This window comes from Paraburkholderia acidisoli (assembly GCF_009789675.1).
In the GTDB taxonomy this organism is placed as follows: Bacteria; Pseudomonadota; Gammaproteobacteria; order Burkholderiales; family Burkholderiaceae; genus Paraburkholderia; species Paraburkholderia acidisoli.
Window position 1 is genome coordinate 977,602 of sequence record NZ_CP046914.1, and the last position, 11,675, is coordinate 989,276.

The window sequence follows — 11,675 nt, forward strand, 5'->3', positions numbered from 1 at the left end:
TGGAAAGGCTCGACAGCGAGCGCGAGCGTTCAGCGGATGACATAGAAAACCTCGGCAAAGAACTCAATGGGCGTCGGGCGACGGACCGCCCATCGTGATGGGCCGCGAAAACGCCACGCAGGCAATGGCGACCACGAAACACAGCGAGAGCATGAAGAACGTGTCGGAGAACGTCATGACGAGCGCCTCGCGCAGGACCAGCGCGTGCAGTTGCGCGAGTCCCGCCTGCGTGGTGTCGAGCGCGTCGCCGGCCACCGCGTTCCAGTGCGCCGTGCTGCCCGCGAGCAAGCCCTGCACTTGCGGCACGCCCGCGGAAATGTGCTCGTTCAGGCGCAGGTAATGAAAGTTGAGGCGGTCGTTGAGCATGGTCGCGCTCACGGCAATGCCGATCGCACCGCCGAGGTTCCGCATCAGATTGAACAAGCCGCTCGCGGACTTGAGCCGCGCGGGCGGCAGCGAACCCAGCGACATCGTCACGATCGGCGGAATGGCGAACTGCTGGCCGATACCGCGCAGCGCCTGCGGCAGGAGGAACTGCTGCCAGCCCCAGTCGTGCGTGAGCGGCACGTACAGATAACAGCCGAGCCCGAACAGCACGAGGCCGAACAGCATCAGCGACCGCATGCTGAAGTGCCGCGTGCAGTAGGCGTAAGCGCCAATCGACATCAGCTGGAACGCGCCCACCGAAAGCAGCGACAAACCGATTTGCAGCGAGCTATAGCCGCGCACTTCCGCGAGAAACAGCGGCGTGAGATACACGGCCACGAAAATGCCGATGCCGGTGACGAACGACAGCAAACTGCCGATGCCGAAGTTACGCACGCTCAGCGCACGCAAATCGACGATGGCTTCTTTCGCCGTGAGCGCGTGCACGATGAAAAGAAAGCCGCTGATCGCCGAGATCCACGTACACGCAATGATGACGGAATCTCCGAACCAGTTTTTACGCGGCCCTTCTTCCAGCACGTATTCGAGGCAGCCGAGAAACAGGCACATGAGCGCGATGCCGAGATAGTCGCCGCGTTTGAGCAGCGCGAGATCGGGCTTGTCGATATGCACGTACTTCGGCACGAGCACGGCCACGGCAATACCGGGCACGAGGTTCAGATAGAACAGCCAGTGCCACGACCACTGGTCCGTGATCCAGCCGCCGATCACGGGGCCGAGCGTGGGCGCGAGCGAGGCGAGCGCGCCGATGGTCGTGGCGGCGATCAGGCGTTGCTTGCCGGGAAACAGCACGAATGCGGTCGTAAACACCGTGGGAATCATTGCCGCGCCCAACGCGCCTTGCAGCGCGCGAAACGCGATCATCGAGTTGATGTCCCACGCGAGACCGCACAGCATGCTCGTGGCCGTGAAGCCCACGGCCGAGGCCACGAACAGCCAGCGCGTGGAGAACACTTTCGAGAGCCAGCCCGACATCGGAATCACCATGATTTCGGCGATCAGATACGCGGTCTGCACCCACGAGAGTTCGTCCTGGCTCGCGGAAAGGCCGCCGCCGATATCGCGCAACGAAGAAGCGACAATCTGGATATCGAGCGTGGCCATGAAAAAGCCGATGCACATCAGCGCGAATGCGAAGGCACGTTGCGCGAGCGGCTGCTCGTGCGGCGCCAGCGTGGGATCGTGCGCCTCGTGGGGCGCTTTCGGCGCGACGGCAGGGGTCGTGGCGTTCATCGCAGTACTCCTCAATGCGCGGCGTCTTGCGCGCTCGCGAGATGCACCTTCACGTACGCGGAGAGACCCGGACGCAGCGCGTGCTCGCTGCCCTGCGGCACGTCGAGGCGGATCCGCACGGGCACGCGCTGCACGATCTTCGTGAAGTTGCCGGTGGCGTTCTCGGGCGGCAGCACGCTGAACGTCGCGCCCGTGGCCGGCGCGAGGCTTTCCACCGTGCCGTGCAGTGTGCCGCTCGACGCGTCGAGTTCCACGTCGGCGCGATCGCCCGCATGCATCTTCCTGAGCTGGTCTTCCTTGAAGTTCGCGTCCACCCACAGGCCCGCGTCCGGCACCACGGTCAGCAGCGGCACGCCCACGTTCGCGAGCATGCCCACGCGCGCCGTGCGATTGCCGATATAACCGTCGACGGGCGCCGTCAGCGTGGTGTATTCCACGTTGAGTTGCGCGAGACGCTGGTTCGCCTGCGCCGTTTGCACACGCGCCTGGGCGTCGCCGATCTGCGCGGCCAGCACCGCGAGCTGACGCTGCGCCGCCAGCACCGAGGCGCCGCTCTTCGCCACCGAAGCCTGCGCTTTCGCGTAGTCGGCGTCGGCGCGTTCGACCAGTTGATTCGACACCGCGTCGTCTTTCACGAGCGCGCGATACCGCGTCTGGTCTTCGCCGCTGCGCGTGAGTTCCGCGTTCGACGCGCGCACTTCGGCCTGGCTCTGATTGATGACCGCCTGTTGCAGCGACTGACGCGCCTCGAGTTCGTCCACGGCGGCCCGCGCGCTCGCGACTTCGGCATTCGCCTGTGCGAGCTTCGCGTCGTAGTCGCGCGCGTCGAGACGCAGCAGCACCTGGCCCGCGTGCACGCGCTGGTTGTCCTGCACGAGAATGTCGGAGACGAAGCCGCTCACGCGCGGCGCCATCACGGTGACGTTGCCGCCCACATAGGCGTCGTCGGTGCTTTCGATGAAGCGCAGCACCAGATACCAGTAGCCGGCGGCGGCCGCCAGCACCAGCACGACCGCGCCAAGCGCGAGACGCATGCGCGACGTGCGCGTGCGGGCTTGCGCCTTGGCCGGCTCGCCCGTAACGGGAGTGGAAGGACTCGACATGTCGTTTACCTGTGCATATACACTGCTGAAGATGAAAAAACGCCGCGAAAACACGCGACGCAACCCTTGAAGCTAAACCGCGCGCGTGATGCGAAACAACTCGCGCCGCAGCCACGCCGCGCGCTGCGCGCCGAAGCGATGCTCGAACTCGTCCTGCGCGGCGCGCCAATGCACGTGCGCGGCGTGGAGCCGCGCGCGGCCCGCCGGCGTGAGCGCGAGACGGCGGCGCCGCTCGCGGTCGTGCGGCGTGTCGGTCACCAGCGCCGCGCGCAACAGCGGCCGCAGCGCGCGCACGAGCGTGGTGCGTTCCATCACCATCGACCGCGCGAGTTCCGCCATCGTCAGGCTGGACATGCGCCCCAGTTCGCCGAGAATGCTGAACTGCGTGGGCGTGAGGCCGACCGCGCTCAGATGACGCTCGTAAAGCTGCGACAGATGACGCGCCGCCTGGCGCACGGCGAAACAGTCGTCGTGTTCGGGCGATTGATCGACGGTTGAGTCGAGCAGGGTTGACGCGTCATTGTGCATATGCACAGATTAGAGCGCGCAATCGCGCAAGACAATGGTCAGACCCGACATCAGATTATGGTCGCGCCGACAACAATGGCCGCTCGGGCGCAGCGAAACTTTCATTTCGCCTTCGCTGCGAGGGGCGCGCCGTGGCTCGCGTCATTGGCCGCGTCGTGAGTGACATCGTCGAAAAACGAGGTGGCGTGGTCGATGAACGCGCGCACTTTCGCGGGCAATAGCGTGCGCGTGGTGTAGGCGAGGCGAATCTCGATGTACATGTCGACGATCGGAAAGTCGTCGAGCAGCGTGACGAGCGCGCCGCTTTTCAGGTCCTGATGCACCAGCGCCGTGGGCAGAATGCCGATACCGAAGCCCTCCAGCACCATCGCCCGGTTGAACTCGGGATTGTTCGAAGCGATGTCGTGGCGCATGGGCACGATCACTTCTTCGTCGCCCACGCGAAACGCCAGGTTGGGCTTGCGGATGGACGGCGGCATGGGCACGAACGCGTGCTCGGCGAGATCGGCAGGATGGTGCGGCGTGCCGCGCGCGGCGAGATACGCGGGCGTGGTCACGAGCGTGAGCGGAATGCGCTCGAGCAGGCGCGTGACGGTCGAATCGTTGTTGAGCATGAACGGCAGCACGAGGCCGAGATCGTAACCGTCCGCGATCAGATCGACGGGACGCTCGGTGAGCATGACGTCGAGATTGACCTTGGGATGCGCGCGCTTGAAGCTCGCGATGAGCGGCACGAGCCGGTTCACGGTGGCCGTGGTGTGCGCGACGAGGCGCAACACGCCGTTCGCCTCGCGCGTTTGCACGGTGGCGTCGGCTTCGAGCGCGTCGAGATCGTCGAGCACGCGGCAACAGCCTTCGTAGAAACGCTCGGCCGCTTCGGTGAGCGAGACCGCGCGCGTGCTGCGATGAAACAGGCGGCTGTTCAGGCGCTTTTCGAGCCGCGCGATGGCGCGCGACACGACGGGCGTGGTGAGGCTGTGCATGTCGGCGGCGCGCGTGAAGCTGCGCGCCTCGACGACGGAGCGGAAGATCCGCAAGCTGTCGATATAGTCCATGGCCTTGGCGAGAAGTCGGGTTGGCTCGCGTAGCTTACGGGTTTGCGAGCCGGCTTGCCTGGCGCGCCTAGTTTTCGCGCGGGCTGCCCTCGCCGCCACGGGTGCCGCCCTCACCGCCTTCGTCGCCTTCGCCAAACACTTCCGCGCAAAACGTCCTACCGTCTTCGGAAAGACTGGCCGAGCCGCTGCCGTCCTCGGCGAACGTCGTGACCACGAGACCGCTGTCCACGAGCGCCGTCAATTGTCTGCGTAATCCGCTCATCGGTACGCCGGATTGCTTCGAGAGCTTGGCGAGCGACCACGCGCGGCGCGCGCGTTCGTCGCCGGTGCGGGCTTCGCGTTCGGCGCGCCAAAGCTGTTCGAGCACGGCCACCAGCACCGGATCGACACCCTGATCGCTCTCGTCGCCCTGATCTTCCCGATCGTCTGGGCCGTCGTTCGCTTCGTCGTTCATCGTCTGTCTCCTCACGCCATTTTCGCGACCAGCTCGCCGAGCGTCCTGAGCGCCGCTTCGGTCTGCGCGGTCCATGGGTAGCTGTAATTGAGGCGGATGTAATGGTGATACTCATTGCGCATCGAGAACATATAACCCGGCCCGATGGTGATGCCCTGCGCGAGCGCCGCCTGATAGAGCCGCATCGAATCCACGCGCGGCGGCAATTCCACCCACAGCACGTAGCCGCCTTGCGGTTCCGAGCTGCGCGTGCCCGCCGGAAAGAAGCGCTCGACCATGGCGCGCATGAGCCGCGCTTGCTGCCGGTAGAAGCGCCGCACGCGCCGCAAATGCCGATCATAACCGTCGTGCCGCAGGTAGTCGGCGAGCGCGACTTGCGGCACCGAAGGCGTGGTGAGCGTGTTGAGGAACTTGAGCTTCTCGACCTGCGCGCGATACCGCCCCGGCAACGCCCAGCCAATCCGATACGACGCCGACAAACTCTTGGAAAACGACGCGCAATGCAGCACGAGCCCGCGCGTGTCGAACTGCTTGAGCGAGGACGGCCGCGTCTCGCCGAAATACAGCTCCTGGTACACGTCGTTTTCGATCACCGGCAAGTCGTGCGCCTCGGCAAGCGCCACGAGCCGCGCCTTGTTCAGGTCGGGCATGCGAAAGCCGAGCGGATTCTGGAAGTTCGGCATCACCATGCACGCGGCCACCTTCTGCTGCGCGAGCACGCGTTCGAGCGCGTCGAGGTCGATGCCGGTGCCCGCATGCGTGGGCACTTCGATCGCCCGCATGCCGAGACGCTCGATCGCGTGCAGCATCGCGTAGTACGTGGGCGACTCCACCGCCACCGTGTCGCCCGGCTTCGCCACCGCCTGCAGGCTCAGGTTGATGGCCTCGGTCGCGCCCACGGTCACGACGATTTCCTCGGGATCGACGCTCACGCCGTTTTCGGCGTAACGCCGCGCGATCTGGCGAATCAGTTCGGGATTGCCGGGCGGCAGATCGTCGATGAGATTCCAGCTCGCGTGGCGCCGCGCAATGGCGTTCGCGTACTGATTGATGCGCCGCCAGGGGAACAGCGCCGGGTCGGGATACGGCGAGCCGAGCGGCACCGCGTCCTGCGCGCCAATGCTGCGCAGCGTGGAAAGCACCAGCCGGCTCACGTCGACGGAAGCCGGCGCGGGCGCCTTCGACACGCCCGCGCGGCGCGGCTTGAGCGCACCGGCCGCGCGCGCATCGGCGGCGGTTTGGCGGCCCGGTGGCGCGGCCGCCACGCTGCGCGCCTTCACGAAATAGCCCGACTGCGGCCGCGATTCGATCACGCCGCGGCTTTCCAGCAGCGCATACGCGTGCAACACGGTCTTGATGCTCACGCCGTGCTGCTGGCTCGCCCGCCGCACCGAAAGAACGCGCTCGCCGGGACCGAACACGCCGCGCTGCACGGCGGCCTCGATATCGTCGGCGAGTTGTTCGTAGCGGGTCACGGGCGAGACGGTCACGGTGCGCGGCGAAAAGCGGCAGGCCAAAACCCGCAGTCTAAGACAAATCGCCGCAACTGTACTCCTTGCTTTTCGGTTTTTCTGTGATCTCCGGCGCAGCAGGAACACAGTAGCCTTGGGTCATCGGGCAGACCGCCCTCGCCTAACGCACTGAATCGCACCATGAAGAAGCCGCAAGGTCGCATCGAGCCGTATCACCACCCCGCCGCAGGCTGGGGCGCGCTCAAGCAGGTCGCCATCAACCTCATCAAGGAAAAGGTGACGGGCGGCGACTACCGCATGCTGCTCAAGCAGAACCAGCCCAATGGCTTCGACTGCCCCGGCTGCGCGTGGCCCGACCGCGAGCACGCCTCGACGTTCGAATTCTGCGAAAACGGCGTCAAGGCCGTGGCGGCGGAAGCAACCAGCAAGCGCGTGACGCCGGACTTCTTCGCGGCGCACACGGTCAGCGAACTGATGGCGCAATCGGACTACGAACTGGAACAGCACGGCCGTCTCACCGACCCCATGGTCTACGACGCCGCGCAGGACCGTTACGTGCCGATCGACTGGAACGCCGCGTTCGAACTGATCGCGAAGCACCTCAAGGCGCTCGACGATCCGAACCGCGCCGCGTTCTACACCTCGGGCCGCGCGAGCAACGAAGCCGCGTTCCTGTACCAGCTGTTCGTGCGCATGTACGGCACCAACAACTTCCCCGACTGCTCGAACATGTGCCACGAAGCCACCAGCCGCGGCTTGCCGGGCACGGTCGGCATCGGCAAGGGCACGGTCACGCTCGACGACTTCGAACACGCCGACACGCTCTTGATCTTCGGCCAGAATCCGGCGACGAATCACCCGCGCATGCTGGGCGAGCTGCGCGAATGCGCGAAGCGCGGCGCGACCATCGTCTCGATCAATCCGCTCAAGGAGCGCGGCCTCGAACGTTTCGCGAGCCCGCAGCACACGCTCGACATGCTTTCGCCGAAGGGCGTGCAGATCAGCTCGGTGTTCATCCGCCCGCGCGTGGGCGGCGACTTCGCGCTCATCAAGGGCGTGGCCAAGCGCGTGATCGAGCTCGACGACGAAGCGCTCGCGCAAGGCACGGAACGCATTCTCGACGTTGGCTTCATCGCCGAACACACGGTGAATTTCGACGCCTTCGCCGCCGACCTGCGCGCCGAATCGTGGTCGACGATCGTGGCCGAAGCGGGCCTGGCCGTCGACGAAATCCTCAAGCTCGCCGACATCTACGTGAAGGGCAAGGCCGTCATTTCGACGTGGGGCATGGGCATCACGCAGCACAAGAATTCGGTGGCCACGATCCAGCTGCTCTCGAATCTGATGATGATGCGCGGCAATATCGGCCGTCGCGGCGCGGGCCTGTGCCCGGTGCGCGGCCATTCGAACGTGCAGGGCGACCGCACGGTCGGCATCGAGGAAAAGCCCACCCAGGCGTTTCTCGACCGTCTCGCGAAGGCCTACGATTTCGAGCCGCCGCGCGAACACGGCTACGACGTGGTCGAGACCATTCACGCGATGCTCGAAGGCCACGTGAAGGTGTTCATCGGTCTGGGCGGCAACTTCGCGATCGCCACGCCCGACACGCCGCGCACCTTCGACGCGATGCGCTCGTGCGCGCTCACCGTGCACGTGACCACCAAGCTCAACCGCAGCCACCTGATTCACGGCCAGGACGCGCTGATTCTGCCCACGCTCGGCCGCACCGAAATCGACACGCAGAACGGCGTGGCGCAAGGCGTGACCGTGGAAGACTCGATGAGCATGGTGCACATCTCGTACGGCATGAATCGCCCGGCATCGGCCAATCTGCTTTCGGAAATCGCTATCGTCGCGCGCATGGCGCACGCCACACTCGGCAGCGACAAGGTCGACTGGCTCGATCTGGCTTCCGACTACGCGAAGATTCGCGACGGCATCGAGCAGGTGTTCGACGGTTTCCAGAACTACAACGAGCGCCTGAAGAAGCCGGGCGGCTTTCATCTGGGCGTGGCCTCGCGCGACCGCGTGTGGAAAACGCCCAGCGGCAAGGCGCAATTCGTCGTGCACGGCATCGCGCTCGACACGCCGATCCACCGCGCGCGCGCCGAACACGGCCAGAAGCTCATGACGCTCATGACCACGCGTTCGCACGATCAGTACAACACCACGATCTACGGTCTCGACGACCGCTATCGCGGCGTGTACGGCCTGCGCCGCGTGCTGTTCGCGAACCGCGAAGACCTGACGATGCTCGGCTTCGAGCCGGGCCAGCACGTGGACATCACGAGCGTGTGGGACGACGGCGTGGTGCGCCACGTGGAAGACTTCATGCTCGTGGAGTACGACATTCCGCGTGGCTGCCTTGGCGCGTACTACCCGGAAACGAATCCGCTCGTGCCGCTTTCGTCCGTCGCCGACGGTGCGGGCACGCCCACGTCGAAGTCGATTCCCGTGCTGCTGAGCCCGGCGAAATCGGCCACGCTGGGCGCAGACACGGAAGCCCACGCCATCGCGGCATAAGGTTCGGTCGCGCTCACCCGGTTCGAGCGCGATAAAAAAAGCCTCGGCGTTCACCACGCCGAGGCTTTTTTCATGCGGGCATCGCGACCGCTTTAGCTCGCGAGCTTGCGGAACGTTTCGAGCACTGCTTCGCCCTTGAAGGGCTTCACGATCCAGCCGCGCACGCCCGCTGCCTTGCCGCGTTCCTTCATCGCCGGGCTGCTTTCCGTCGTCAGCATGACCACGTTCACGGCCGTGTTCGAGAGTTCGCTGCGGATCTTTTCGACCATCGTGAGGCCGTCCATGTTCGGCATGTTCACGTCGCTCACCACGAGCTTCACGCCGGGGTTCGCCTTCAGCTTCGCGAGGCCGTCCTTGCCGTCCACGGCCGTATCGACTTCGAGGCCGTTCTTGCGCAGAAAGCCGGCCACTTCGTCGCGAACCGTGCTCGAATCGTCCACCACCAGAATCTTTGCCATGTTGTGCTTCTCCTTCACGCCCGTTACGGCGCACTTTGGGTCAAAACGTTTGGGTCAAAACCGTCGGGTCGAACCAACGGGTCAAAATAGTTCGAGTTCGCCGCTTTCCTGCTCTTCCACCGCGGCGGCGGCGGCTTGCGCGGCCGTTTCGTCGAAGCCTTCGCGCGACCAGCCGAGGCTGAACACGAAGCGCTGATCGATCACGACTTCGCGGCCCGTGTTCGGGCACGTGAGCCGGTACTTGATGCACAGCTGCGGATTGTCCGAGCCGAACGACAGATAGTGCCGGCGATGGTTGATGAGCAGCGGCACCTGCACCTGCGCGCGCGTCGTGCCCGCTTCGCTCGTGCCGTTCGCGTTGCCGAGATAGCGATTGCGGAACGCGCCCCACACGAGATTCGTGAGTTCGCCGAGCACGCCGTTGACATCGCGGAAGTCGCTGCTTTCGTCGCGGCCCGGCCGTGCCGGCAACAGTTCGATGAGCGGCGCCTCTTCGGTCTGCATCAGCAGCCAGCCGCGGCACCACATCGTTTCGATCGGGATCAGCGTGAGCACTTCGCCGAAGATGATGCGGTCGCGCACCACGCTCGGCGCGTCCCAGTTCACGTCGAGATCGGGGAACAGGCCGCGCAGACGCCCGAACGTCATGTCGGTGATGCCGTCGACGAGCGGGTCCGGATAATCGTGCGAAAACACCTGCGCGTCGAGCGCCGTCAGGAGCGAGGCATCGTCGGCGTCGCACCAGCTCGCGCGCGAAGCGTCGCGCAGCGTCTCCGGCAGGTCGTCGCTGTTCGTGCCGGCCGAAAGACGCAGCACGATCGGCAGTTCGGGGCGTTCCGCCTGGAGCGCCACGGCCACGGCCGCCGCCGCTTCGTGCGAGCCGCCGAAGTCCTCGCCGAGCAGCACGCCGCCCAGGTCGTAGTGCGTCTTGAGTTCGGCGGCAAGCGCGTCGCGGCGCACCGGCACGCACACGCAATGATGTTGTTCGCACAGGCGCGCGATGGCTTGCGCGCGCGCCTCGTCGCTTTCGAGCAGCAACAGCTTGCTGACCGTCTTGTTCGCGTTCATGGTTCCTTTCTGCTGATGTGCTGCTGAATGTGTTGCTGAGAGTGCTGGCGAACTGCTTAGAAGAGTTCCAGCTCGCCGCCCATGTCCTGCGTTTCCATCGTTGCGGAGACCACGAAATCGAGCGGCGTTTGCGTGCAGACACAGAGCGTCGCGCCGAGCTTCACGTCGTAGTCGAGCGTGAGCGAGAACGACTGCACATAGTCGGGCTGCAATTCGCGCAGATACGGCAAACACGCGCTGCCGAGCGCATACGGCGTGGACATGCCGAGGTCGGGAAAATGCTCGACCAGTTGCTGATTCATCGCGCCGCAACAGAGATTGCCGTACTCCATGAAGCATTCGGTGAGCGCGCGCGAGGCGTCGCCGACGTAATAGCGCCGCGTGCGTTCGTCGTCCTCGAAATGCAACGCGACGATCAGGCGAAACTGCATCGACGAAATAGTCAGGATGACCAGGTTCTCGCCCTGCGGTTCGTCGCTCGCGCGCGGTACGACTTCACACGACTGCCCTTCCTGCGCGACCAGACGCGTGCGTGCAGCGGCCGTAAAGATCCGCTGAAAGCTGTCTTTCGCGTGGTCGCCGATCATGCCGGCGCTCCGGCGCGCGACGTTTCGAGTTGCGCGTACAGTTGCGTCGAGGCGGCTTCCACGCTCGCGAGCGAGGCCGCGATCATCTTGCCGCCCGCCTGGATGTCCTGGAACGTCGAGGCGGTGATCAAATCGTTGCGGTTGAGGCTGTCGCGATAGCTCTTCGAGAGTTCCTGCGAGCGCGTTGCCAGCGTGCGCACTTCACCCGCCACGATCGAGAAGCCGCGCCCGGCCGCGCCCGCGCGCGCCGCTTCGATCGACGCGTTGAGCGAGACGATCAGCACGTGGCTCACGATGGCGGACAGCTCCTGATTCTTGCGGTGCATGTCCTGGTTCTGCGCCATCAGCGAGATCATCTGCTCGTGCCAGCGCTCGAACGTGGACGACATCAGCTTGAGGCGGCCCGCCTCGCTCGCGATATGCGCAACGCGGCTCATGGCGTCGTCGCCGCGCTGGCGTTCGCTCGCGAGCGCCGCCTCGAGCGCGTCGGCCACGGAGCGGCGCTGCGCGAGTTCGGCGCGCAAAGAGTCGATCTGCGCGTCGAACGCGGCCTGCTGCTGCGCCGCCGCTTCGTGCTGCCCGGCCGCCAGCGCCTCGGCGTCCGCGAGCGCTTCGGCGTGCGCCGATTGTTGCGCGAGCAACGTGTCGCGCGACGCGCCCTGCGCGCGGCGGCTCAGCACGAACGCGACGATCGCGGCCAGCACGGCGCCGGCCACGCCTCCCATCAAGTACGGTAAAACCACGGCA

The 11,675-nt window shown here is 65.5% G+C and carries 11 protein-coding genes; 1 reads left to right on the forward strand and 10 read right to left on the reverse strand.

Translation table 11 applies throughout. The features are described from left to right. Window positions 1-63 precede the first annotated feature (63 nt). From FAZ98_RS18490 to FAZ98_RS18515, 6 genes are all read right to left on the reverse strand, one after another. Window positions 64-1,569, reverse strand: coding sequence for a DHA2 family efflux MFS transporter permease subunit (locus tag FAZ98_RS18490; protein WP_233272830.1), 1,506 nt, complete (start codon window positions 1,567-1,569; stop codon window positions 64-66). 122 nt (window positions 1,570-1,691) lie between these two features. Continuing rightward, window positions 1,692-2,783 (reverse strand): HlyD family secretion protein, encoded by a 1,092-nt coding sequence (locus FAZ98_RS18495; protein ID WP_158952745.1) that lies wholly within the window; start codon window positions 2,781-2,783, stop codon window positions 1,692-1,694. 72 nt (window positions 2,784-2,855) lie between these two features. Further along, entirely contained in the window at window positions 2,856-3,311 is a 456-nt protein-coding gene (locus FAZ98_RS18500; RefSeq protein ID WP_158954035.1) for a MarR family winged helix-turn-helix transcriptional regulator, read from the reverse strand. Window positions 3,312-3,412: 101 nt separating this feature from the next. After that, window positions 3,413-4,366, reverse strand: a complete 954-nt coding sequence (locus tag FAZ98_RS18505) for a LysR family transcriptional regulator (protein WP_158952746.1) — start codon at window positions 4,364-4,366, stop codon at window positions 3,413-3,415. Between the two features lie 67 nt (window positions 4,367-4,433). Beyond that, the gene (locus tag FAZ98_RS18510; RefSeq protein ID WP_158952747.1) at window positions 4,434-4,820 is read right to left on the reverse strand and encodes a helix-turn-helix domain-containing protein; all 387 of its coding nucleotides are present in this window, start codon (window positions 4,818-4,820) and stop codon (window positions 4,434-4,436) included. Between the two features lie 11 nt (window positions 4,821-4,831). Continuing rightward, window positions 4,832-6,295, reverse strand: coding sequence for an aminotransferase-like domain-containing protein (locus tag FAZ98_RS18515; protein ID WP_158952748.1), 1,464 nt, complete (start codon window positions 6,293-6,295; stop codon window positions 4,832-4,834). A 177-nt stretch (window positions 6,296-6,472) separates the two neighbouring features. Between FAZ98_RS18515 and FAZ98_RS18520 the strand changes: the two genes are divergently transcribed. Then, window positions 6,473-8,815, forward strand: a complete 2,343-nt coding sequence (locus FAZ98_RS18520) for an FdhF/YdeP family oxidoreductase (RefSeq protein WP_158952749.1) — start codon at window positions 6,473-6,475, stop codon at window positions 8,813-8,815. A gap of 92 nt (window positions 8,816-8,907) precedes the next feature. On the opposite strand, the gene FAZ98_RS18525 is transcribed toward FAZ98_RS18520, so the two are convergent. The 4 genes from FAZ98_RS18525 to FAZ98_RS18540 all read right to left on the reverse strand — a co-directional run bounded on the left by FAZ98_RS18525 (window position 8,908) and on the right by FAZ98_RS18540 (window position 11,671). Beyond that, complete coding sequence (locus FAZ98_RS18525) at window positions 8,908-9,273, reverse strand: response regulator (protein ID WP_158952750.1); 366 nt, start codon at window positions 9,271-9,273, stop codon at window positions 8,908-8,910. A gap of 81 nt (window positions 9,274-9,354) precedes the next feature. Then, complete coding sequence (locus FAZ98_RS18530; RefSeq protein ID WP_158952751.1) at window positions 9,355-10,341, reverse strand: chemotaxis protein CheX; 987 nt, start codon at window positions 10,339-10,341, stop codon at window positions 9,355-9,357. A 56-nt stretch (window positions 10,342-10,397) separates the two neighbouring features. Then, window positions 10,398-10,928 (reverse strand): hypothetical protein, encoded by a 531-nt coding sequence (locus FAZ98_RS18535; RefSeq protein ID WP_158952752.1) that lies wholly within the window; start codon window positions 10,926-10,928, stop codon window positions 10,398-10,400. Continuing rightward, window positions 10,925-11,671 carry a methyl-accepting chemotaxis protein gene (locus FAZ98_RS18540; protein WP_233272734.1) on the reverse strand — a complete coding sequence of 249 codons (747 nt, stop codon included), beginning with the start codon at window positions 11,669-11,671 and terminating at the stop codon, window positions 10,925-10,927. Before FAZ98_RS18540 ends, FAZ98_RS18535 begins: the two co-directional genes overlap by 4 nt. Between the last annotated feature and the right edge of the window lie 4 nt (window positions 11,672-11,675).

Coding starts and splice junctions, on each gene's coding strand:
- FAZ98_RS18490 (WP_233272830.1), bottom strand. CDS start 1,569: ATGTGCATCGGCTTTTTCATGGCCACGCTCGATATCCAGATTGTCGCT.
- FAZ98_RS18495 (WP_158952745.1), bottom strand. CDS start 2,783: ATGTCGAGTCCTTCCACTCCCGTTACGGGCGAGCCGGCCAAGGCGCAA.
- FAZ98_RS18500 (WP_158954035.1), bottom strand. CDS start 3,311: ATGCACAATGACGCGTCAACCCTGCTCGACTCAACCGTCGATCAATCG.
- FAZ98_RS18505 (WP_158952746.1), bottom strand. CDS start 4,366: ATGGACTATATCGACAGCTTGCGGATCTTCCGCTCCGTCGTCGAGGCG.
- FAZ98_RS18510 (WP_158952747.1), bottom strand. CDS start 4,820: ATGAACGACGAAGCGAACGACGGCCCAGACGATCGGGAAGATCAGGGC.
- FAZ98_RS18520 (WP_158952749.1), top strand. CDS start 6,473: ATGAAGAAGCCGCAAGGTCGCATCGAGCCGTATCACCACCCCGCCGCA.
- FAZ98_RS18525 (WP_158952750.1), bottom strand. CDS start 9,273: ATGGCAAAGATTCTGGTGGTGGACGATTCGAGCACGGTTCGCGACGAA.
- FAZ98_RS18530 (WP_158952751.1), bottom strand. CDS start 10,341: ATGAACGCGAACAAGACGGTCAGCAAGCTGTTGCTGCTCGAAAGCGAC.
- FAZ98_RS18535 (WP_158952752.1), bottom strand. CDS start 10,928: ATGATCGGCGACCACGCGAAAGACAGCTTTCAGCGGATCTTTACGGCC.